The sequence below is a fragment of the Actinoplanes teichomyceticus ATCC 31121 genome, from assembly GCF_003711105.1.
Taxonomy (GTDB): Bacteria; Actinomycetota; Actinomycetes; order Mycobacteriales; family Micromonosporaceae; genus Actinoplanes; species Actinoplanes teichomyceticus.
Genome location: NZ_CP023865.1, coordinates 5,069,320 through 5,090,212 on the forward strand (window position 1 = coordinate 5,069,320; position 20,893 = coordinate 5,090,212).

Sequence of the window (20,893 nt, forward strand, 5' to 3'; positions counted from 1 at the left end):
CTCACCTCATCCCGGTGATGGTGATCGAACGGACGATGTGCTTCTGGAAGATCACGAAAAGCACGAGCAGCGGCATGGTGGCGAGCGTGGTGGCGGCCATCACCAGGGTCCAGTTGCCGTGGTACTGGCTCTGCAGGCCGGCGACCGCGACGGTGAGCACCTGCCAGCGGGCGCCGCTGGTGACCACGAGCGGCCAGAGGAAGTCGTTCCAGTGCGAGACCGTCGTGATGATCAGCAGGGTGGCCAGGATCGGGCGGCTCAGCGGCAGCATCACGTGCCGCAGCACGCGCAGGTGCCCGGCGCCGTCGATGCGCGCGGCGTCCAGCAGCTCCTGCGGGACGGCCCGGAAGAACTGCCGGAGCAGGAAGATCGCGTACGGCGAGCCGAACATCGACGGCAGCACGATGCCCCAGAACGTGTTGACCAGGCCGGCCTCGCTGAGCAGCACGAACCGGGGCACCAGGACGGCGACCACCGGCACCATCAGGGTGGCCAGGTAGACCCAGAAGATCGCGTCCCGGCCCGGGAAGTCCAGCCGGGCGAACGCGTACGCCGCCAGCACCGAACAGATGAGCTGCCCGAGCACGACCACCAGCACCACCTGGACGGTGATCACCAGCGGCGGCACCAGGGTGTGCCCGCCGACCACCAGCTCGGCGTAGTTCGCCCCGGTCACCGGGCTGGGCGGGGCCAGCGGCGGCTGTCGCGCGAACTGCTGCGGCGTCTTCACCGAGGTCTGGATGCTCATCAGGTAGGGCGCGAGGATCAGCAGCGCCCCGATCCCGAGCGCCAGGTAGGTCAGCACGGCCCGGCGCATCGCCTCACCCCATCTCGTAGGTCGTACGGCGGCGGAAGTAGGACTGCTGGGCGAGCGTCACCGTGATCAGCAGCAGGAACAGCACGACCGACATGGCCGCCGCCCGTCCCATCCGGAAGTCGACGAACGCCTCGCGGTAGATCGCGTACGCCACCACCGCGGTCCGCCCGGCCGGTCCGCCCTGGGTCATCGCGTAGACCGTGTCGAACACCTGGAAGCTGCTGATCACCCCGGTGGCCAGCACGAAGAACGTGGTGGGGCGCAGCAGCGGCAGGGTGATCCGGCGCAAGCCCTGCCACGGCCCGGCCCCGTCGATCCGGGCGGCCTCGGCGTACTGCGGCGGGATGCCGGCCAGCCCGGCCAGGAAGAACAGCGCCACATAGCCCACATTGGTCCACACGGTGACCGCGGCGACCGACGGCAGCGCCAGGGCCGGGTCGGTCAGCCACTCGACCCGGTGGCCGATCAGCTGGTTGAGCGCGCCGTCGGACGGGTCGAACAGCCAGCGCCAGACCACGCCCAGCGCCAGCGGGGCGCTGATCCAGGGCAGCACCAGGATCGCCCGGAACACGCCGGAGCCGGGCAGCCGCTGGTCCAGCAGCACGGCGGCGGCCAGACCGAGCGCGGTCTGCAGCGGGATGACCAGCAGCACGAAGACCGCGGTGACCGCCAGCGAGCGGCCGAACGCGGGATCGGTGAGGATCGCCCGGTAGTTGTCCAGGCCGGTCCAGCGGGCCGGGCTGACCAGGTCCCACCGGAACAGGCTCAGGCCCAGCACGACCGCGACCGGCAGCAGCAGGAACCCGGCGACGCCGAGCAGGCTCGGGGCGAGGAACGCGAAGCCGGCGGACGTGTCGCGCCGGCGGCGCCCGGACGCGGCCGCCACCCGCTCAGCCGTCGCCATGGGCGGGCTCAGCGCTCGGCATACGCGTCGGAGAGGCGGGCGATGGTGGCGGTGGCGCGATGCACCGCGTTGCGCCGGCCGGGCGGGATGACCTCGGGCAGGAAGGCGTAGCGACGGGCCAGCTGCGCCTCGCTGGACTCCGGGTGGCGCCGCCCGGCCGCGTGCTGGGCCAGCCGCCACCAGTCGGCGATGTCGCCCCAGCCGGGCGCGGACAGCGAGCCGCCGAAGTGCTGCACGGACAGGGCCGCCACCAGGTTCGCGAAGGCCACCCGGTCGGCGAGCGGCCACCCGCCCAGCGTGCCGGCCACGAACCCGGCGGTGAAGACGTCACCGGCGCCGGTCGGGTCGAGCGCCTCCACCGGCACGCTCGGGACGGTCGCCACCTCGCCGGTGGCCGAGTCGATCGCGAGGGCGCCGTCGCCGCCGTCGGTGACCACCACGATCGGCACCAGCCCGGCCAGTTTGTCCAGGGCGGCGGCGGGCGAGCCGGTGCGGGTGTAGCGCATCGCCTCGACCGCGTTGGGCAGGAAGGCGTGGCAGTCCGGCAGCACGTCGAGGGCCTCCACCGACCACTGATCGGTCTCGTCCCACCCGACGTCCGCGAAGATCAGGGTGCCGTTGCGCGCGGCCCGGGGCACCCAGCCGGTGCCGGAGCCGCCCAGGCTGACCGCCGCGGCACGGGCCGCCGGCAGACCGTTGACCAGGCCCTCGGGATCGGTGGGGAGCGGGTGCCCGTGGGTGATCATGCTGCGGTCGCGGTCGTACGCCAGCGAGACGGTGACCGGCGAGTGCCAGTCGTCCAGGCGCCGGGACGCGGCAAGGTCGATCCCCTCCTGGCGGCTGAGCACCTGGTGACAGAACTCGCCGTACGCGTCGGTGCTCAGGGCGGTGCCGAGCCCGGTGCGCAGGCCGAGCCGGCTGGCCGCGACGGCCAGGTTGGCCACCCCGCCGGGGCACGACCCCATGCCGGACGCCCGCACCTCGGTGCCGGGCCCGGGCAGATCACGCAGCCCGGTGAAGACGACGTCGAGGAACACCACCCCGGGGACGAAAAGGTCGAGCTGGCGCGCCATTGGCCGATCTTACCTCCGTCCCGATAGGGCAGGTGGTAATTGATCACTGGATGCGGCGCAGGTCTCCATGCGCCGCACGCAGGGTGTCCACGTGGCGGTCGGTGCCCGGCGGCCGGATCTCGTCGAGCAGTCGCCACGCCTCGTCCAAAGACTGGGACAGCTCGCGGATGCGGCCGGCGTGCTGGCGGCGCACGTCCTCGCGGACCTTCTCGATGCGCCGCAGCCAACCGGCGCTGCTCTCCGGGCCGGGCCGGCCCTCCGCAGCGGCCGGGACCGCCTGCGCGGCCGGAACGGGCGGACCGGGCGGCGCGGCCGGAACGGCGGGCGCGACCGGAACGGGCGGTGACACCGGAGCGACCGGCGGCGCCGGTTGGAGGACGTCACGGGCCGGGACGATGGCGGCGATCGGGCGACCGCCGTCGACCACGACGGTGATCTGGCCGGTCAGGCCGGTGAGACGGACGAGTTGCTGGAAGCGGAGCCGGGCCTCGGCGACGGACAGCTCGATGCGGCGGCGGATCGGCATGGCTGGTTCTCCCATGTCCCGATGATGCGCGCGGGGTATGACAATAATTCGCCGAGAACCTCCCGGACACTCCGCTAGGTTCGCCGGATGACCGATTCACTTGTGGACCTCCCCACCGCCACCGACGTGCGCGACGTGGTCTCCCGGGCGGCGCAGGCGTTGCGGACGGCCGGCGACCGGGACTGGCACCTCCGAGCCGGCGACCTGAGCTGGTCCTGCTGGGAGACCGTGGAACACGTCGCCGACGACCTGTTCTCCTATGCCGGCCAGCTCGCCGCCGAGCAGCCACCCAGCGACCGGTACGTGCCGTGGGGCTACCGGCGCTCCCGCCCCGACGCGCCGGCGCTGACCGTCCACGTGGACCACGCCGAAGGCAACGCGGCGCTGGTGCAGGTGCTGGAGGCCGCCGGCGGCCTGCTCGCGGCGGTCGTCCAGGTCAGTCCGCCGCAGCGGCGCGGGTTTCACCCGTACGGGATCGCCGACGCCTCCGGATTCGCCGCGATGGGCATCACCGAGGTCCTGGTCCACCTGTACGACGTGGCCGCCACACTGGACCTGCGCTGGTCCCCCGATCCGGGCGTGTGCGCGCGCGCCCTGCGCCGGATCTTCGCGGACACACCGGCCGGCGACGACCCGTGGGCCACCCTGCTCTGGGCCACCGGCCGCGTCGGGCTGCCCGGCCGTCCACGGCGGACCGAGTGGCGCTGGCACGCCTGACCTGCGCCACCGCCGGTCGGCCTTCCCGCGCGACCGATCCCACGCGCCACGAGCATCCAGAGAGGCACATCGTCATGGGCGGGGCGCACCCGGCGTGGTCAGCGCCCGGCCACGACCGGCGTCCCCCGGCCGGCCCGCCGGGGCCGGGCCACCAGCAGGACCGCCGCGCCGAGGCAGAACAGGACCGCGATCCAGAAGACCGCGACCGTGTAGCCGGGCACCACCAGCGGGGTGAGCACGCCGGCCGTGGCCCCGACCTGCACCAGCGCCGTGTACGCGCCGGCGCCGCCACCCAGCCCCGCGCGCAGCGTCTCGCCGAGCAGCACCATGCCGATGCTCGGGAAGCCGGCGGCGAAGACCGCGTACAGCGCCTGGGACAGCACCAGCCCCGGATAGCCGCCGCCGGCGATCAGGGTGAGGAAGGACAGCACGCCGATCCCGCACACGCCGAGCAGGGTCCACCGGCTGCCGATCCGGTCGCCGACCGCGCTCACCGGGGCGAGCACGGCGACCTCGACCGCGACCGTGACCGCGAACAGCGCGGAGATCATCGGCCGGGGCGTGCCCGCGCCCAGCGCGTAGAGCGGCAGGTACACCAGCCGCAGGCTGTCCGCGGCCCGCATGAGCAGCACGGCCGCGGCCGCGGCGAGCACGGCGGGTCTCGCCGCGGCGGCCGGGTCCGTCCCGGGCGGCGGGCCGGGCTCGCCGGCCGGCGCGGGCCGGGGCAGGTGCGCGACCAGCGCCGCGACGACGGCCACGCCGACCGCGACCCGGATCGGGCCGACCGCCGGGCCGACGCTCGCCTCCCCCTGCGCGGCCAGCGAGAACAGCCCGAGGCCGGCCAGGTAGCCGAGGACGAAGACGGTCCGCAGCGCGGCGACGGTGCGCGCCGCGGAGCCGCCGGCCGCGGCGCCGGCCACCGCGAGGTACGACGGATAGACCACGCTCATGGCCATCACCAGGACCGCGGCGGGGTGGATCCGCCAGCCGGGACCGTCCGCCGCCAGCACGAGCCCCCTCTTCGCGTACGCGGTGCGCCCGGGCCCGCCCAGCCGCGCCGACGCCCACCGGCTGCTGCCGCTGGACGAGGCGCTGCGCCGGGTCAACACCGCGGCCGCCGTCGCTCCGGTGACGCCCGTGCTGGCGTGGGCGGCGCCGGACGCGGACCCGGTCGTGACCGACGTGGCCGCCCCCACCGCGCCGGGAACGGCCCTGAACGCCGCCCTGGCCCGCGCCGCCATCGGCTTCCTGGCCGGCCCGCACCGGTCGAACCTGCGCGCCTGCACGGCGCCGCGGTGCGTGCGGTACTTCGTCAAGGAACACGGCCGGCAGGAGTTCTGCAAGGCGTCGTGCAGCAACCGGGCCCGAGCCGCGCGGCACTACCAGCGCCACCACCCCACCGGCACGTGACCGCGCCCGCGCCACCCGCACGTGACCGCGCCCGCGCCACCGGCACGTGACCGCGCCACGCCACCGGCACGTGACCGCGCCCGCGCACCGGCACGTGACCGCGCCCGCGCCCGCGCCACCGGCACGTGACCGCGCCACCGGCGGCGCCACGCCACCGGCACACCGCGGCTCAGCGCCGGTGCCGCAACAGCGCCGTCATCGCCTCGTCCGCGCTGTCGCCGAGCACGGCCAGGTCCACGTCGGTGTAGATGCGCCGCCGGGAGTCGACCACGCAGTGCGCGCCGAGCATCAGCCGGTCCGGCGTGATCAGCGGAACGCCCAGGTAACTGCGCAGCCCGGTGGTGGCCAGGAACGGGTTGACCGCGTGCACCGGGTCGTCGCGGAAGTCGGCCACGCGGTACGGCTCGCCGTCCAGCACGGTCCGGGTGCACACCGCCCACTCCGCGGGTGCGCCCTGCGCGACGGCCACCCAGTCGCCCAGGCCGTACGAGCCGACGATCTGCTGCACGTCCGCGCCGAGCACGGTGACCAGCGACACCGGCGCCTCGAGGAGTTTCGCGCTGCGCTCGGCGACCCGGTCCAGGTCGGCGCGCAGCTCTTGCGCGGCCAGGTCGTACCGGGCCAGCTCACGCAGGCGGGCCGGGTCGGCGAGGCGGTCGTGGAGGGAGATGTGCACGGGACCTCCTGGGGGCGTCAGTGGCGGAATCCGCCGACGAGGGTGGTGAGGTCGCCGGCCAGCCGGGTGAGGTCGGCCGCGGCCTGCTGGGTGGTCCGGGCGCCCTCGGCGGTCGCGGCGGCCACCTCGGCGACCGAGGTGACCGTACGCGCGACCGCACCGCTGTTGGCGGCGGCCTCGGCGACCGAGCGGCTCATCTCCCCGGTGGTCGCGGTCTGCTCCTCGACCGCCGAGGCGATGGTCGTGGTGTAGTCGCCGATCCGCTGGATGACGTCGGTGATCTCGCCGATCGCGGCGGTCGCCGAGGTGCTGGAGTCCTGGATCGCGGTGATCCGGGCGGTGATCTCCTCGGTCGCCCGGGCGGTCTGCTGGGCCAGCTCCTTGACCTCGCCGGCCACCACCGCGAAGCCCTTGCCCAGCTCGCCGGCCCGGGCGGCCTCGATCGTCGCGTTCAGCGCCAGCAGGTTGGTCTGCTCGGCGATGCTGGTGATCAGCCGGACCACGTCGCCGATCTCGGCGCTCGCCGAGCCGAGCTCGGCGACCTGGTCGTTGGTGCGCGCGGCGACGGTCATGCCCTCGCCGGCGACCCGGGCGGCCTCGGCGGCGTTGGAGGCGATCTCGGTGATCGAGGCGCTCATCTGCTCGGCGCCGGCCGCGATCGACTGCACCCCGGTGTTGACCTGCTCGCTCGCCGAGCTGGCCGTGGTGGCCCGCTCGGCCACGTCCCCGGCGCCGCTCTCCAGCCGCGAGCTGATCGCGGTGAGCTGCTCGGACGCGCCGGCCAGGGTGACCGCGGAGCCGCCGATCGTGGCCAGCGTCTCCCGCAGCCGCAGCACCGCGGCGTCCAGGGCACGGCTCATCCGGCCCGGCTCGTCGGCCGCGGCTATCCCGGTGCGCTGGGTGAGGTCGCCGGCGGCGAGCGCCTCACAGACCGTGGTGACCCGGCGCAGCGCGCCGACGATGCCGCGGGCCACGACCACGCCCAGCCCCAGCGCGCCGACGAGGCCGACCACCAGGATCAGGATCGAGCGCAGGCGGCTGGCCCGATACCCGTCCTCGGCCTCGGCGGCGGAGTGGGCGGCGGCGGCGCGTTCCGCCTGGTTGAGCTCGGTCAGGCTGTCCCGGACCGTCTCCATCAGCGGGGTGACCCGCGCGCCGCGCACCTGCTGCCACTCGGCGAGCCGGTTGGCGCGCGACAGCGGGATCATCCGGGTGCGCGCGACGTCGACGTACTCGCCCCACGCGGCGGTCAGGCTCCGCACCGTGGCGGGCGCGCCGGCCGGCCCGGTGGTCTGGTACTCCCGCAGCGCGGCGTCGGCCTCGGCCAGGTCGGCGGTGAAGTTCTTCTCGTACGCCGCCTTGTTCGTGCCGTCCCGGTAGACGGCGTGACTGACCAGGTCCAGGCGGGACTGGGTGATCGCGTTCTGCACCCGGCCGAGGGCGGCGACGCTGGTCAGGTTGCTCGCGTAGATGTGCTGGGCGGACGCGCTGGCGCCGCTGAGCGCGGTCAGCCCGAGCACGCCGATCAGCAGCGCGACCACGGAGGCGACGCCGATCGCGAACATGATCTTGAAGTTGACGCCGAGATCGGCCCAGAACCGCTTCATCGTGACATCCCCCGCAGCCGGTGCCGCTCCTGTATCAGAAGAGTCGGCACCGGCCGCGCGGTGCTGAGCGCGGATCGGCGCGCCCGGCCGGACGTTCCCCGGCGAGCGCCGGACGGCGCCCGCCCGGCACGTGGATCAGTGCGCCGGCAGGACGATCTCCCCCGGGCGGGCCCCGCGCCGGATGAACACCGCGGAGACGACCGCGCCGATCAGGCAGAGCACGCCGGAGGCCAGGGCGGCGGTGTGCACACCGGCGACGAACGCGGCGCCGGCGCCCTCGATCACCGCCGCGCGTACCGTCCCGGGCATGTCCGGGGTGACCGGCGCGATGCCCATCGCGACCGCGTCCTGCGCCGCCCGCAGGCCCTGGGCCAGCGGCGCGGGCACGCCCGCGTCGGTGAGCGAACCGACCAGCGTGCCGCCGACCCGGCTGCTGATCAGCGAGATCAGCACCGAGGTGCCGAGCGCGCCGCCGACCTGCAGCATGGTGGCCTGCAGGCCACCGGCCACGCCGCCGTCCTTGACCGGGGCGTTGCCGACGATCGCCTCGGACGACGCCGCCATCACCATGCCGACGCCCAGGCCCAGGCCGATGAAGGACGGCCACATCGCCCCGTACCCGGAGTCGGTGTCCAGCAGCATCAGGCCGAACGAGGCGCCACCCTGCAGCACCATGCCCAGCGGCATCGAGAAGCGCGGCCCGAACCGGTCGGTGAGCGCGGCGCCGACCGGCGAGGCGACCACCGAGGCCAGGCTCAGCGGCAGGGTGAGCACGCCCGCCCAGACCGGGCTGTAACCGCGGACGTTCTGCAGGTAGAGCATGATGTAGAAGATCGAGCCGAGCAGCGTGAAGAAGTTGACCGCGGTGATCAGTGCGCCGATGGTGAGCGCCGGGCTGCGGAACAGTCGCATCGGCAGCAGCGGGTGCTCCAGCCGGGTCTCGAACCATCCGAAGAACACCAGGATCAGCAGCCCGGCGAGCAGCGTGCCCAGCGTGCGGCCGGAGCCCCAGCCCCAGGTCTCGCCCTTGACCACGCCGAAGACCAGGACCAGCAGGCCGGCCGCGAGCAGCGCCACGCCGGCCACGTCGAACCGGTGCCGGCCGGTGGAGTTGCGGCTCTCCGGCAGCACCAGCGCGCTGACGATCAGGGCCAGCACGCCGACCGGGGCGTTGAGGTAGAAGACCGACTCCCAGCTGACGTGCTGCACCAGCAGGCCGCCGACGATCGGGCCGAGCGCGGTGGAGACCGAGGAGACCATCGCCCAGATGCCGACCGCCATGCCGAACCTCCGCGGCGGGAAGACCGCGCGCAGGATGCCCAGCGTGTTGGGCATCAGGAGGGCGCCGAAGAAGCCCTGCGCGGCCCGGAAGGCGATCACGCCGTCGATCGAGCCGGCCAGTCCGATCGCGACCGACGAGACGGTGAAGCCGGCCACGCCGATCAGGTAGTACCGGCGCCGGCCGAACCGGTCGCCGAGCTTGCCGCCGAGGATCAGGGCGGCGGCCAGGGCGAGCAGGTAGGCGTTGGTGACCCACTGCAACTGCGCGGTGCTGGCCCGCAGGTCGCGGCCGATCTCCGGGTTGGCGATCGACACCACGCTGCCGTCCAGACCGACCATGAACAGGCCGAACGCGACGGCGGCCAGGGACAGCCAGGGGTTGCCGCGCCGGCCCGCGGGCGGCGCGTGCGCGGGGGTGGGCACGCCGGTTGCGGTGACTGCGGACATGAGGGGACTCCATCTCGGTGCGGAGGGTGCGGTCCGGCGGGGGCCGGGGTCCGTTCGATCTGCGGTACGGCCGGTCGGCCGCCGTCCGGTGTCACGCGCCCCGTGCGGGGCGCGTCGTCAGTGGCGCCCGCCGTCGCGGACGTGCCGGGCGATCCGGGCCAGGGCGGGCAGGGCCGCCCGTACGGCGTCACGCTCCTCGTGGGCGAGGTCGGCGAGGGCCGCGGACAGGTAACCGGTGAACAGCTCCTGCACCCGGTCGATGCGGTCGCGGGCCTCGCCGGTGACGCGCAGCCGCACCACCCGGCGGTCCCGCTCGTCCGGCTCCCGGGTCAGCAGGCCGTTCTTGACCATCGCGGTGACCAGGGCGCTGGCGTTGTTCGGCTGCATCTGCAGCTCGGTGGCGAGCTCCCGGACGGTGATCCCGGGCCGCTCGCGGATCTGCCAGAGCGCGACGATCTGCGCCTCCGGCGGCTTCGGGTGGGTGAAGTCGCCCTGCACCCGCCGGTCGAGGCTGCGGTGCAACTGGTGCGCCAGGTGCATGAGGGCCACGGCTTCGTCGGTCACCCGACCAGTATTAGGTATGTGGGCATACCTTTTGCAAGTTCAAGGGTTTTTGGTCACTTCCCGGCGTACCGGGGTCGCCGGTCCGGCGCGCTGGCCGGCCGCCGGGCTGCGGACCGGTACGCCACCGTGGGCGTGATCGGCAGCCGGCGCAGCAGCGGGCCGAACGGATCCCGGAAGGTCCGCGCGGCCGTGGTGAACAGCAGCGCGGCGGCCACCATGCCGACCGCGGGCAGCGCGATCAGCAGCGCCGCGACCGAACCGGCCAGGCCGGCCCACACCATCACGCGCAGGCCGACGTCGACGACCGGGATGCCGCTCGGGCGCTGCCGGGTCCAGATCGGCAGGAACGAGCTGGCCAGCGCCAGGGCGACGGCGCCGAGCATGGCGGCGCAGGTCAGGAACGCCTGTGGCCAGTGGTAGTGGCGGCCCAGGGCGTAACCACCGGAGAGCACGCACCCCAGCCAGACCTTGGCCAGGGCCCAGCGCCCGAACCGGACCAGCGGATCGTCGAAGTCGTCGGCCATCGTCGGGCTCCAGCCGTGCGCGGGTCAGCGAGCCCAGTCTAGGAGCGATCCCGCCGCCTCGGGAGCAGCCGGGACACGACCCGGGCGGCGGAGCGTCACCGGCCGGGCGACGGTGGGCCCGGTCGACGAGGCGGTGATGCCGGCGGAACGGGGCGGGTCCCGGGCGCCGCCTCCCCCATACCGAGGCGGCGCCCGGGCCCTCTGCCCGGCCGCCCGGGGGCATCGTTTCCGGGCGGCCGCCGTCTCACCCGGCCAGCCGGAACCGTTCCGCGTGCACCTGGCGGGACGGCACCCGCAGGCGGCGCAGGCTGGCCAGCACGGCGGTGGTCATCGCGTCCGGGCCGCAGACGTACACGTCCCGGGCGGTGATGTCGGGGACCAGCGACAGCAGCCGGTCCGGCGTGAACGGCCGGTACCCGCTCGCGCTGCGGCCGGCCAGCAGGTGCAGCCGGGCCCGCCGGGCGTCCGCGAGCGCGCGCAGCTCGCCGAGCAGCACCGCGTCCCGCGCGCTGCGCACCCGGTAGAGGACCACCACGTGACCGGTCAGATCCGGGTCCTCCAGCAGCGCCCGGATCGGGGTGACCCCGATCCCGCCGGCGATCAGCACCGTCGCGGCGCGCTGCCGGTGCGCCACGGTGAACGCCCCGTACGGGCCCTCCGCGTACACCCGCGCGCCGACCGGCAGGTCCCGCAGCCGGACGCTGGTGGCGCCGACCCCCTTCGCGGTGATCCGCAGCGACCGGCCGTTCGGCGCCGCCGACAGCGAGAACGGGTTCACCTGCCACCACCGCTGGTGGCCGGGGAACCGCCAGAGGAAGAACTGCCCGGCGCGGGCCGGCAGCCGCTCCAGCGCCCGGCCGGTGATGTGCACCGACACGGTGTCGTCCGACTCGGCGACGACCGCGGCGACCCGCAGCCGGTGCCGGGCGTTGCGGAGCATCGGGACCACCAGGCGGCCGGCGAGCAGGGCGCCGATCGCGAACGCCCACAGCCCCCACCAGTACCCACGGGCGACCGGGTGGGCCCGGAACGCGGCGCCCTCGTACACCTGGTGCAGCACGCCGAGCAGGACCACCAGGTACACCAGCAGGTGCACGGCGTGCCAGGCCTCGTAGGACAGCCGGCGCCGCGCGGCCCGGACGGACAGCGCCACGACCACCACGATCAGGCCGGACGCGATCACGCCGAGCAGGACCGGCGGCCGCCCGGCCAGGGCGGCGGCCGCGGCCGGGAGCGAGACCCCGTCGTACCGCGCGAAGCCGAGCAGCACGACCGCCGGGTGGGCCAGGGCCAGCCAGCACACCGCGTGTCCGGTCCAGCGGTGCCAGCCGGTGAGGCGGTCCATGCCGTACGCCCGGTCGACCACCGGCAGGCGGGCCACCAGCAGCAGTTGCAGGGCCATCGCCAGGGCGAGGTGCAGGCCGAGCAGCCGGCCGATCGTGCCGGTCAGGTTCCGGGCCGGACCGGCGGCCGTCCACAGCACCTGCACGGCGAGCACGTTGCACAGCACGAACGCCACGATCGCGGTACGCGTGACGCGCAGGGGACGGTTGAAGGTGAGGACTCGCGCCCGGGTCACGGCGATCATCCCGGTCTCCCCTCCGGCGGGAGCTGCTGTTGCCCGGGTGTACCACCGTGGACGCCGGGTGGTTCACCGGTCCGCGGGCGCGGGGCCGTATCCCGTCGCCGAAGGATCAAACCTCAGGAGTGCACCAGTTCATGGGCGCGTGCCATCGCGCCGGTGTGTGCCCCTCCCCGTCAAGAGATGACAGGCGCGGCTGGTGCCGGCCCTCTCGTTGCCGGATTGTCAACGGCAGGTCAACGAGCGAGGGGGATCGATGGACAGCCGGTACGAGGCGTTCTGCATGGCGAGTCCGCTGTTCTACGACGCGCTCCGGTCCGCCACCAACGCCGGCGTCTCGTTCGCCACCGCGGACCGCCCGCTGCCGCCCGGCTGGCGCCGCGAGGAGCAGGACGACTGGCTGGTCTTCTCGCCGGAGGCGCTGAACCTGCCGATGCAGGGCTGGAAGATCCACGTCTCGGCGTGCCTGGACAACGCCGACCGGGTGCTCGACAAGGTCTGGGACTACTGCGTGCCGCGCGGGCTGGAGTTCAAGTTCCTGCGCTCCAGCCCGGCGCTGTGGCTGCGCAGCTCCAAGTACGCCCCGCGCGGGTACAGCGGCAAGCTGGTCACCATCTACCCGCCGGACGACGCGGCGTGCGAACGGGTCCTGACCGAGCTGGGCGAGCTGCTCGACGGCGAGCCGGGTCCGTACATCCTGAGCGACCTGCGCTGGGGCAACGGCCCGCTGTACGTACGCTACGGCGGCTTCGCCGCCCGGTACTGCGTCACCGACGGCGGCCAGGTGGTGCTGGCCATCGCCGACCAGGACGGCACCCTGGTGCCGGACCGGCGCGACCCGGTGTTCTACGTGCCCCCGTGGGTGCCGCTGCCGGACTTCCTGGCGCCGCACCTGGCCGCCCGCAACGCGGTGACCGTCACCGACATCCCGTACACCATCGAGCGGGTGCTGCACTTCTCCAACGGTGGCGGCGTGTATCTGGGCCGGGACACCCGTACCGATGCCGAGATCGTCCTCAAGGAGGGGCGCCCGCACGCCGGCCTGGACAGCACCGGCGCCGACGCGGTGGCCCGGATCGACCGGGAGTACGAGGTGCTCAGCTCGCTCGCCGGGGTGCCCGGCGTGCCGGCCGTGTCGGACCGGTTCGACCTGGGCGAGCACCGCTTCCTGGCGATGGAGTACGTCGACGGGCGGCCGCTGCACCGGGCTCTGGTGCGCCGCTACCCGATGATCGACGTCGGCGCCGGACCGGCCGACTTCGCCGACTACACCGCGTGGGCGATGAACGTGTACGAGCAGGTCGAGACGACCCTGCGGCACATGCACGAGCGCGGCGTCGTCTACGGCGACCTGCACCTGTTCAACATCATGATCCGGCCGGACGACACGGTGGCGCTGCTGGACTTCGAGGTGGCCTCGACCACCACCGCCGCCGCCCGGCCCGGGCTGGGCAACCAGGGGTTCGCCGCGCCCTCGGGCACGACCGGCGTCGACATCGACCGGTACGCGCTGGCCTGCCTGCGCCTGGCCCTGTTCCTGCCGATGACGCAGCTGCTCTGGCTGTCCCGGGCGAAGGCCCGGGATCTGGCCGGGGTCATCGCCGAGCACTTCCCCGTGCCGGAACGCTTCCTCGCCGAGGCGGTCGAGATCATCGACCCGCCGGCGAAGGCGGAGCGGGACGGCGCGGACCACCACGGCCGGGGCGCGTCCACACCCGCCGCGAAGCCGTGGCCCGGGCTGGCCGACGACTGGCCCGGCCAGCGCGAGCAGCTGGTCCGGGGCATCCTCGCCAGCGCCTCACCGGACCGCACCGACCGGCTCTTCCCGGGCGACATCGAACAGTTCCGGCTCAACGGGCTGGGGCTGGCCTACGGCGCCGCCGGGATCCTGCACGCCCTGTCGGTGACCGGCGCCCCACGGCAGCCGGACCTGGAGGAGTGGCTGCTGCAACGGGTCAAGAAACCGGCCCGGGGCACCATGCTGGGCCTGTACGACGGCCTGCACGGGGTCGCGTTCGCCCTGGACCACCTCGGCCACCGCCAACCGGCCCTGGACCTGCTGCAGATGTGCCTCAGCGACGACTGGCAGGCGCTCGGCCTGGATCTGATGGGCGGGCTCGCCGGCATCGGCCTGAACCTGTTCCACTTCGCCGACCGGACCGGCGACACCGGCCTGCGCGACCTGGCGATGCGGGCGGCGCAGCTGGTCGGCGACCGCCTCGGTGACGTCGACTCGGTCCCGGAGACCAGTGGCCTGGAGAACCCGTACGCCGGGTTGTTCCGCGGCTCGTCCGGTCCGGCGCTGCTGCTGATGCGGGCGTACGACGAGACCGGCGGGCCGGACTTCCTGGACCGTGCCGCCGTGGCGCTGCGCCAGGACCTGCGCCGCTGCGTGGTGCGCGACAACGGCGTGATGGAGGTCGACGAGGGCTGGCGCACCATGCCGTACCTCGCGGCCGGCAGCGTCGGCGTCGGCATCGCCGTCGACCAGTACCTGCGCCGCCGCCCGGACGACCGGTTCACCGAGGCGAGCGCGGCCATCCACCGCGCCGCGCAGGCCCGGATGTACGTGCAGTCCGGACTGTTCGCCGGCCGCGCCGGGATGCTGCTCTACCTGGCCGGCCGGGCCACGGACCCGCGCACCGACCCGGCCGTGGCGGACCAGGCCCGGCGGCTGCGCTGGCACGCGATGCCGTACGCCGACGGGGTCGCCTTCCCCGGCGACCAGCTGCTGCGGCTGTCCATGGACGTCGCCACCGGAAGCGCCGGGGTGCTGCTCGCCCTCGGCGCGGCGCACCACGACACACCGGTCCACCTGCCGCTGATCGCGCCGGCCACGGCGCCGCGGCCACAGTCCCCCGTGTCGACGGGACACGGGTCCGTAGGAAACATCTAGAAGGAGGAACCTCGATGGCGCTTCTCGACCTGCAGGGCCTGGAGATGTCCGGTCTCGAGACCGGCGGTGGCAGCAGCAGCAGCACCGGCTGCGGCGTGGAGAGCACGGCCAGCCTGGTGGTGTGCGCGGCCAGCTCGCTGAGCCTCGTCACCTGCCACTGATCCACGCCATCGGCCGCGAACGGGGCAACCCGTTCGCGGCCGCGGTCTATCCGGGAGTGATCGATGCTGACCTTCGGCGCCGTCGTCCGGCGCAGCCGGCTCTGGCTTCCGCTGATCGCGCTGACCGCCGTCACCGGAAGTCTCAGCGCCCTGGCCCTGCCCACCGTGCTGGGCCGGGCCGTCGACGCGGTGCTCGCCGACGGCCACGGCGGCCGGTGGCTGCTGTGGGCCACGATCCTGATCGCGGCCGGCGTGCTCGTCGACGTCGTGGACGCGTTCGCGGCCGGCGCGTGCGTCGCCGGCGCCACCGCCTGGCTGCGGGAACGGCTGGTCCGCCACGTGCTCACCCTGGATTCGCGCGGCGCCGCCCGGTTCGAGCCGGGCGACCTGGTCAGCCGGGTCAGCGCCAACGCGCCGGACGCCGCCCAGGCCGGTCCGAGCGTCGTGCTGACGTTCACCGCGCTTTTCGCGCCGGTCGGCAGCCTGGTGCTGCTGGCGCTCATCGACTGGTGGCTGGCGGTGGCGTTCCTGGCGGCGTCGGCGCTGGTGGCCGTCGTACTGGTGACGTTCACCCGGCGCACCTCCCGGCTGCTGGCCGGTTACCAGCGGATCCAGGGCACGATGGCCGGCCGGCTGGCCGAGTCGCTGGCCGGCGCCCGGACCATCGCCGCGGCCGGCACCGTGGAACAAGAGCGGCGCCGGATCCTGCAACCCCTGCCGGAGCTGCGCGCGCAGGGCCTGCTGAGCTGGCTGGCGCTGGCCCGGGCGAGCGCGCAGGCGGCCGTCGTCGGCCCGCTCGTGCTCGTCGCCGTGCTCGGCGCCGGCGGGCTGGGGTTGGTCGCCGGCCGGATCACCGCCGGCGAACTGTTCGCCGCCGGCCAGTACGCGATGCTCGGCGCCGGGCTGGGCACGCTCACCGGGGTGCTGGGCCGGCTGGCCCGTGCCCGCGCCGGGGTGCGCCGCCTCGCCGAGGTCTTCGCCGTGCCCCCGATGACCTACGGCACGGCCGGCCTGCCCCCGGGCGCCGGCACCCTGCGGTTCGCCGGGGTCACCGTCCGCGACGGCGACCGCCGGCTGCTCGACCGCGTCGATCTGACCGTCCCCGGCGGCAGCACGGTCGCCGTGGTCGGACGCTCCGGCGCCGGCAAGTCGACGCTGGCCGCGCTCGCCTGCCGCCTGCTGGAACCCGACGAGGGCACGGTGCTGCTCGACGGGGTGCCGCTGCCGGCCGTGCGGCACGAGGCGCTCCGGGCCGCCGCGGGCTGCGCGTTCGAGCGGCCGGTGCTGGTCGGGGCCACGGTCGGCGACGCCATCGGGGTGGGGCGGGACGCCGGCACCGTGCGGGCGGCGGCGCGGGCCACCGAGGCGCACCGCTTCGTCAGCCGGCTGCCCGCCGGGTACGCGACCCCGCTCGCCGAGACGCCGATGTCCGGCGGGGAGGCCCAGCGGCTCGGGCTGGCCCGCGCCTGGCCGGCCGACCGGCTGCTGGTACTCGACGACGCCACGTCCAGCCTGGACGTGGTGACCGAGATGCTGATCCACCGGGCGCTCGCGGCGGACGGGGAACGCCGTACCCGGCTGCTCGTCACCCACCGCGCGGCCACCGCGGCCCGGGCGGACACGGTGATCTGGCTCGACGGCGGGCGGGTGCGCGCGATGGCGCCCCATCGGACGTTGTGGGCCGATCCGGCGTACCGGGAGGTGTTCGGATGAGACGCGAGCTCGCCGTGTGCGGCGCCGCGCTGCGGCGCCGCCCGCTGCTGGCCCTGGCCCTGTGGTCGCTGCCCGAGGCGCTGCCGACGGCCGTCTCCGGTCTCGCCGTGGCCCGCGCCCTGGACGCCGGCTTCCTCGCCGGCCGGCCCGGGACCGGGCTGGCGTGGCTGGCGACGCTGCTGGTCGCGGCGGCGGTCGGCGCGGCCGGCGCGCGCGGGGTGTACCGGCATCTCGGCGATCTCGTCGAGCCGCTGCGCGACGACCTGGTCCGCCGGGTGGTGGACGGGGCGCTGCGGCGCCGGGTGGCCGGTGGCGCCGAGGACGGCGCGGTGGCCCGGCTGACCCACCAGGTGGAGATCGTCCGGGACGCGTTCGCCGGGCTCATCGTGATCGTCCGCAGCTTCCTGGTGCTGGCCGTGGCCGCCGTCGTCGGACTGCTCGCGGTCGCGCCGGCGATCCTGCTGATCGTCCTGCCGCCGTTCCTGCTCAGCCTCGCGTTCTTCGCCGGCACGCTGGGGATGGCCGTCAGCCGCCAGCGCGCCTACGTCGCCGCGGACGAGCGGCTGGCCACCGCCTCGGGCGCGGTCCTGGCCGGCGCCCGGGACCTGCTCGCGCAGGGCGGCGAGGAGCACGGCGCCGCCATGGTCGCCGCACCGGTACGGGAGCAGGCCGCGGCGGAACGCGCCCTGGCCCGGGTCGCCGCGCTGCGCAGCCTCACCCTGGCCCTGGGCGGCGGGGTGCCGCTGCTGGCGCTGCTGGCCGCGGCCCCCACCCTGGTCACGCACGGCCTCACCGCCGGCGGGATCGTCGGCGGCATGACCTACGTGCTGCGCGGGCTCCAGCCCGCCCTGGGGACCGTGGTGCAGGGGCTGGGCGGCAGCGGCCTGCGCCTGGTGGTGACGCTGGGCCGCATCCTCGACGCCACCGGGCCCGGCGGCGCTCCCGCCGCGGCGCAACGGCCCGATCCGGTACGACCGTCCGGCACGGACATCACGCTGCGCCGGGTGACCTTCGCCTACGGGCCGTACGCCGAACCCGTGCTGCGCGGCTTCGACCTGGACATCCCGCCCGGCGACCACCTGGCCGTGGTGGGCCCCAGCGGGATCGGCAAGTCGACGCTGGCCGGCCTGGTGTGCGGGCTGCTCAGCCCGGACGAGGGCGTGGTGCTGCTCGGCGGGACCCCGGTGCGCCGGCTGGACCCGGCGGTCCGCGTGCTCATCCCGCAGGAGGCGTACGTCTTCACCGGCACCGTACGGGAGAACCTGACCTATCTGCGCCCGGCCGCCGGGAGCGCCGAGATCGACGCCGCGGTGACGGCGGTGGGCGCCGACCGCCTGGTGGCCCGGCTGGGCGGGCCGGACGCGACGGTCTGCCCGGACCGGCTGTCGGCCGGGGAGCGCCAGCTTCTCGCGCTGGCCCGCGCCTACCTCGCCGACGCCCCGGTGACCCTGCTCGACGAGGCCACGTGCCACCTCGACCCGGCCGCCGAGCGGCAGGTCGAGGAGGCCTTCGCGGCGCGCGCCGGAACGCTCGTGGTGATCGCCCACCGGGTCAGCTCGGCCCTGCGCGCCCGGCGGGTGCTGGTGCTCGACGGCGTTTCGGCCGCGCTCGGCACGCACGACGAGCTGGTGGACCGCTCGCCGCTCTACCGCGAGCTGCTGGGCCGCTGGACCGCCGAGCCGCTGGCCACGGTTCACACCCAGCCGGACTCCTGAGCCCGGCGCACCGCCTCGATCAGGGTGCGGGCGCCGGTCTTGGCGACGATCCGGGACAGGTAGTTGCGCACGGTGCCGTCGGTCAGGCAGAGCTTGGCCGCGATCTCCTTGGTCGGCCGCCCCTCGGTGGCCAGCAGCAGCACCTCGCGCTCCCGGCGGGTCAGCGGCGTCGTGTTGGCGCTCAGCGCGGCGACGGCGATGTCGACGTCGAGCACCGGCTGCCCCCGGGACAGCCGGCGCACACCTTCGATGAGCTGCCCCGGCGACGCGTCGGTGGCCAGCAGACCCACCCGCGGCGTCATCCGGGCCAGTTCGGCGCCGGCCAGGGTGGGCAGGCTGCGGTCCACGATCAGCAGGATGCGGCAGCCCGGCGCCGCCTTGAGCAGGTCGGTGCACAGGTCGTGCGCCACCGGCGGGCCGAGCAGCGCGTGGTCCAGCACCGCGACGTGGGGCCTCTCGCGGACCGCCGCCGTCACCGCCTCATCGTAGGCGCTCACCTCGGCGACCACGTGCACGTCGTCCTCCTGCGCGAGCATCTGCGCCAACGCCCGGCGGATCAACCTGCCCTTCTGCGCGAGGATGATGCGGATCACGCGACTCCTCCGATGAGATACACGCCCTTCTCTATAGCACTCTGTGACTCGACAGTCACGTTCTTGCAACATTGCCAGTCGTACGTGGACGAGCCGATCGGCCTGTGTGGACCGTCGGTCCCGCCACCCCGGCGGTGCGGCAAAGGACGGTTCTGCCACCGTACGGCCCTGATCGAGGGGGCGCGGGCGCATCACGGAAAACCTGCCCGGCCGGACGGCGGGCACATCCCACTACGGCCATCGATCGCTCTCCGTTCGGAGGATGCAACCGCGGCGTCACAACGAGCAACATGGTGGAGCCGTCCGGCCGACCGGTTCACCACCCGCCGCAGCGGGGCGGACGGCCGGGAGCACCGGTCGGGGCCGGCTGTCGGGACCGCAGCCGGACCCGCACCGGCGTGGGTCGCGTGCACGGCCGGCAGGAGGCGGCCCTACCCGGCCCGCGCACCCGACGCATCGTCAGGACCAACTCCACACGGGACGCCCGATGTATCGCCGGGGTCGCCCTTCCTACGCCGGAGCGTCCGCGTGCCGGAGCACGGAGCCGGCGACCGCGCGGCAGAAAGCAGCACCGGGCCGGCGACCGCGCGGCAGACCGGGAACACCGGGCCGGCCGCGCCGAGACGGGTGAGCGATACCGGTCACTTCGGGGCGTTCAGGTTGTCGAGGGCTTTCTCGGCGCCGCGGTGCAGGGGCACCGGGCTGGTGCGGCGGGCGGTGTCCAGGCTGATCTCCCGGGCCGCGCCGTTGGCCTGTTCGAGCTGGGTCTTGCGGTCGAACAGGGTTCGGGTCAGGGTGCAGGCGACGTTCGCGTCGAGGTCGGCGCGGACCAGCAGGAGGTTGGGAACGACGATGGCCGGGACGTCGGCGGGCCGCTGGTAGGTCGCGGCCGGGATGACGCCCTGCTGGTACACCGGGTTGATCTTCTGCAGGTTCGGCAGCAGCGAGGTGGCATCGAGGAACTCGACCTGATCCTTCGCGGTCGTCAGCAGATCGGTGATGCCCGGGGTGGGTAGCCCGCCGGAGAAGAACAGCGCGTCGATCGTGCCGTCCTTCATGCCGTCCACGGTCTTGGTCAGGTCGAGTTTCTGGGCGCTGACGTCCCGGGCCGGGTCGAGGCCGGCGGCGGCCAGCACCCGGTTCGCGATCACCTCGGTCCCGGACTTGGGGGAACCGGTGGACACCCGCTTGCCCTTCATGCCCGCGACGTCCCGGATGCCGGCCGCCTTGCGGACGATCACCTGGGTGTAGTTGGTGTGGATCCGGGCCAGCGCGGCCACCGGCTGCTTCGCGGTGAAACTGCCGGTACCGGCGACCGCGTCGGCGGCGGTGTCGGCGAGGGCGAACGCGACGTCGTAGGTGCCCGCGACCAGCTGCTGGATGTTCTGCACCGACGCGCCGGTCTCCGCGGCGGTGGCCCGCACCGCGCCGCCGGACGCGTTGACCTGCTCGGCGAACGCGTTGCCCAGCGCGAAGTAGACGCCGGTGGCGTTGCCGGTCGCGATGCCGACCCGGGTCTCCTTGTCGACCTGGCAGGTGACGTCGCCGCCGGTGTCGGTGGCGGCGGTGTCCTGCCGGCCACCGCAGGCGCCGGTGGCCACGGCGAGGGCGGTGAGCGTGGCGGCGGTCAGGATCCGTCTCATGCTTCTCCTCCGGGAATGCGTCTCATGCCTCTCCTGGCGGGAAA

General features: G+C 74.6%; 19 protein-coding genes. 6 read left to right on the forward strand and 13 right to left on the reverse strand.

The features are described from left to right. Position 1 precedes the first annotated feature (1 nt). From ACTEI_RS22360 to ACTEI_RS22375, 4 genes are read right to left on the reverse strand one after another with little or no spacing between them, the layout of a single operon-like run. Positions 2 to 817, reverse strand: coding sequence for a carbohydrate ABC transporter permease (locus ACTEI_RS22360; RefSeq protein WP_122979437.1), 816 nt, complete (start codon positions 815 to 817; stop codon positions 2 to 4). Positions 818 to 821: 4 nt separating this feature from the next. Continuing rightward, the gene (locus tag ACTEI_RS22365; RefSeq protein ID WP_122979438.1) at positions 822 to 1,721 is read right to left on the reverse strand and encodes a carbohydrate ABC transporter permease; all 900 of its coding nucleotides are present in this window, start codon (positions 1,719 to 1,721) and stop codon (positions 822 to 824) included. Positions 1,722 to 1,729: 8 nt separating this feature from the next. After that, positions 1,730 to 2,794 (reverse strand): PfkB family carbohydrate kinase, encoded by a 1,065-nt coding sequence (locus ACTEI_RS22370; RefSeq protein ID WP_122979439.1) that lies wholly within the window; start codon positions 2,792 to 2,794, stop codon positions 1,730 to 1,732. Between the two features lie 43 nt (positions 2,795 to 2,837). Then, positions 2,838 to 3,335, reverse strand: coding sequence for a hypothetical protein (locus ACTEI_RS22375; protein ID WP_122979440.1), 498 nt, complete (start codon positions 3,333 to 3,335; stop codon positions 2,838 to 2,840). Positions 3,336 to 3,407: 72 nt separating this feature from the next. Between ACTEI_RS22375 and ACTEI_RS22380 the strand changes: the two genes are divergently transcribed. Then, on the forward strand, positions 3,408 to 4,037 hold the full coding sequence (locus ACTEI_RS22380) for a DinB family protein (RefSeq protein ID WP_122979441.1): 630 nt from the start codon (positions 3,408 to 3,410) through the stop codon (positions 4,035 to 4,037). A 98-nt stretch (positions 4,038 to 4,135) separates the two neighbouring features. Here ACTEI_RS22380 and ACTEI_RS22385 read toward each other — a convergent pair whose 3' ends face one another. Next, positions 4,136 to 4,987: a hypothetical protein gene (locus tag ACTEI_RS22385; RefSeq protein ID WP_145830887.1), complete on the reverse strand. Its 852-nt coding sequence runs from the start codon at positions 4,985 to 4,987 to the stop codon at positions 4,136 to 4,138. Here ACTEI_RS22385 and ACTEI_RS22390 point away from each other — a divergent pair. Then, positions 4,986 to 5,447 carry a CGNR zinc finger domain-containing protein gene (locus tag ACTEI_RS22390; RefSeq protein WP_122979443.1) on the forward strand — a complete coding sequence of 154 codons (462 nt, stop codon included), beginning with the start codon at positions 4,986 to 4,988 and terminating at the stop codon, positions 5,445 to 5,447. The genes ACTEI_RS22385 and ACTEI_RS22390 overlap by 2 nt on opposite strands. Before the next feature lie 169 nt (positions 5,448 to 5,616). On the opposite strand, the gene ACTEI_RS22395 is transcribed toward ACTEI_RS22390, so the two are convergent. The 6 genes from ACTEI_RS22395 to ACTEI_RS22420 all read right to left on the reverse strand — a co-directional run bounded on the left by ACTEI_RS22395 (position 5,617) and on the right by ACTEI_RS22420 (position 12,134). After that, the gene (locus ACTEI_RS22395; RefSeq protein WP_122979444.1) at positions 5,617 to 6,123 is read right to left on the reverse strand and encodes a GAF domain-containing protein; all 507 of its coding nucleotides are present in this window, start codon (positions 6,121 to 6,123) and stop codon (positions 5,617 to 5,619) included. Positions 6,124 to 6,140: 17 nt separating this feature from the next. Further along, a complete protein-coding gene (locus tag ACTEI_RS22400; protein WP_122979445.1) occupies positions 6,141 to 7,730 on the reverse strand; it encodes a methyl-accepting chemotaxis protein in 1,590 nt (529 codons plus the stop codon). Between the two features lie 135 nt (positions 7,731 to 7,865). Then, complete coding sequence (locus ACTEI_RS22405; RefSeq protein WP_122979446.1) at positions 7,866 to 9,458, reverse strand: MFS transporter; 1,593 nt, start codon at positions 9,456 to 9,458, stop codon at positions 7,866 to 7,868. 117 nt (positions 9,459 to 9,575) lie between these two features. Continuing rightward, entirely contained in the window at positions 9,576 to 10,022 is a 447-nt protein-coding gene (locus tag ACTEI_RS22410; protein WP_122979447.1) for a MarR family winged helix-turn-helix transcriptional regulator, read from the reverse strand. Between the two features lie 53 nt (positions 10,023 to 10,075). Then, positions 10,076 to 10,546 carry a hypothetical protein gene (locus ACTEI_RS22415; protein WP_122979448.1) on the reverse strand — a complete coding sequence of 157 codons (471 nt, stop codon included), beginning with the start codon at positions 10,544 to 10,546 and terminating at the stop codon, positions 10,076 to 10,078. Positions 10,547 to 10,790: 244 nt separating this feature from the next. Further along, positions 10,791 to 12,134 (reverse strand): ferredoxin reductase family protein, encoded by a 1,344-nt coding sequence (locus ACTEI_RS22420; RefSeq protein ID WP_122979449.1) that lies wholly within the window; start codon positions 12,132 to 12,134, stop codon positions 10,791 to 10,793. 250 nt (positions 12,135 to 12,384) lie between these two features. Between ACTEI_RS22420 and lanKC the strand changes: the two genes are divergently transcribed. The 4 genes from lanKC (at position 12,385) to ACTEI_RS22440 (ending at position 18,613) form a co-directional block, all read left to right on the forward strand. Next, entirely contained in the window at positions 12,385 to 15,024 is a 2,640-nt protein-coding gene (gene lanKC, locus ACTEI_RS22425) for a class III lanthionine synthetase LanKC (RefSeq protein WP_122979450.1), read from the forward strand. Positions 15,025 to 15,038: 14 nt separating this feature from the next. Further along, the gene (locus tag ACTEI_RS22430) at positions 15,039 to 15,185 is read left to right on the forward strand and encodes a SapB/AmfS family lanthipeptide (RefSeq protein ID WP_122979451.1); all 147 of its coding nucleotides are present in this window, start codon (positions 15,039 to 15,041) and stop codon (positions 15,183 to 15,185) included. Between the two features lie 63 nt (positions 15,186 to 15,248). Further along, entirely contained in the window at positions 15,249 to 16,898 is a 1,650-nt protein-coding gene (locus tag ACTEI_RS22435; RefSeq protein WP_122979452.1) for an ABC transporter ATP-binding protein, read from the forward strand. Further along, positions 16,895 to 18,613, forward strand: a complete 1,719-nt coding sequence (locus tag ACTEI_RS22440; RefSeq protein ID WP_122979453.1) for an ATP-binding cassette domain-containing protein — start codon at positions 16,895 to 16,897, stop codon at positions 18,611 to 18,613. The genes ACTEI_RS22435 and ACTEI_RS22440 overlap by 4 nt, the downstream gene beginning before the upstream one ends. Here the strand turns inward: ACTEI_RS22440 and ACTEI_RS22445 are convergent. Together ACTEI_RS22445 and ACTEI_RS22450 are read right to left on the reverse strand one after the other, a co-directional pair. Then, on the reverse strand, positions 18,592 to 19,206 hold the full coding sequence (locus tag ACTEI_RS22445; protein WP_239082467.1) for a response regulator transcription factor: 615 nt from the start codon (positions 19,204 to 19,206) through the stop codon (positions 18,592 to 18,594). The genes ACTEI_RS22440 and ACTEI_RS22445 overlap by 22 nt on opposite strands. Before the next feature lie 641 nt (positions 19,207 to 19,847). After that, entirely contained in the window at positions 19,848 to 20,849 is a 1,002-nt protein-coding gene (locus ACTEI_RS22450) for a TAXI family TRAP transporter solute-binding subunit (protein WP_122979454.1), read from the reverse strand. Between the last annotated feature and the right edge of the window lie 44 nt (positions 20,850 to 20,893).

What these genes read in the sequence shown, in the direction of transcription:
- ACTEI_RS22365 (WP_122979438.1), bottom strand. Translation starts at nt 1,721, where the DNA reads ATGGCGACGGCTGAGCGGGTGGCGGCCGCGTCCGGGCGCCGCCGGCGC.
- ACTEI_RS22415 (WP_122979448.1), bottom strand. Translation starts at nt 10,546, where the DNA reads ATGGCCGACGACTTCGACGATCCGCTGGTCCGGTTCGGGCGCTGGGCC.
- ACTEI_RS22390 (WP_122979443.1), top strand. Translation starts at nt 4,986, where the DNA reads ATGGCCATCACCAGGACCGCGGCGGGGTGGATCCGCCAGCCGGGACCG.
- lanKC (WP_122979450.1), top strand. Translation starts at nt 12,385, where the DNA reads ATGGACAGCCGGTACGAGGCGTTCTGCATGGCGAGTCCGCTGTTCTAC.
- ACTEI_RS22380 (WP_122979441.1), top strand. Translation starts at nt 3,408, where the DNA reads ATGACCGATTCACTTGTGGACCTCCCCACCGCCACCGACGTGCGCGAC.
- ACTEI_RS22370 (WP_122979439.1), bottom strand. Translation starts at nt 2,794, where the DNA reads ATGGCGCGCCAGCTCGACCTTTTCGTCCCCGGGGTGGTGTTCCTCGAC.
- ACTEI_RS22440 (WP_122979453.1), top strand. Translation starts at nt 16,895, where the DNA reads ATGAGACGCGAGCTCGCCGTGTGCGGCGCCGCGCTGCGGCGCCGCCCG.
- ACTEI_RS22420 (WP_122979449.1), bottom strand. Translation starts at nt 12,134, where the DNA reads ATGATCGCCGTGACCCGGGCGCGAGTCCTCACCTTCAACCGTCCCCTG.
- ACTEI_RS22375 (WP_122979440.1), bottom strand. Translation starts at nt 3,335, where the DNA reads ATGGGAGAACCAGCCATGCCGATCCGCCGCCGCATCGAGCTGTCCGTC.
- ACTEI_RS22400 (WP_122979445.1), bottom strand. Translation starts at nt 7,730, where the DNA reads ATGAAGCGGTTCTGGGCCGATCTCGGCGTCAACTTCAAGATCATGTTC.
- ACTEI_RS22385 (WP_145830887.1), bottom strand. Translation starts at nt 4,987, where the DNA reads ATGAGCGTGGTCTATCCGTCGTACCTCGCGGTGGCCGGCGCCGCGGCC.
- ACTEI_RS22435 (WP_122979452.1), top strand. Translation starts at nt 15,249, where the DNA reads ATGCTGACCTTCGGCGCCGTCGTCCGGCGCAGCCGGCTCTGGCTTCCG.
- ACTEI_RS22450 (WP_122979454.1), bottom strand. Translation starts at nt 20,849, where the DNA reads ATGAGACGGATCCTGACCGCCGCCACGCTCACCGCCCTCGCCGTGGCC.
- ACTEI_RS22360 (WP_122979437.1), bottom strand. Translation starts at nt 817, where the DNA reads ATGCGCCGGGCCGTGCTGACCTACCTGGCGCTCGGGATCGGGGCGCTG.
- ACTEI_RS22430 (WP_122979451.1), top strand. Translation starts at nt 15,039, where the DNA reads ATGGCGCTTCTCGACCTGCAGGGCCTGGAGATGTCCGGTCTCGAGACC.
- ACTEI_RS22405 (WP_122979446.1), bottom strand. Translation starts at nt 9,458, where the DNA reads ATGTCCGCAGTCACCGCAACCGGCGTGCCCACCCCCGCGCACGCGCCG.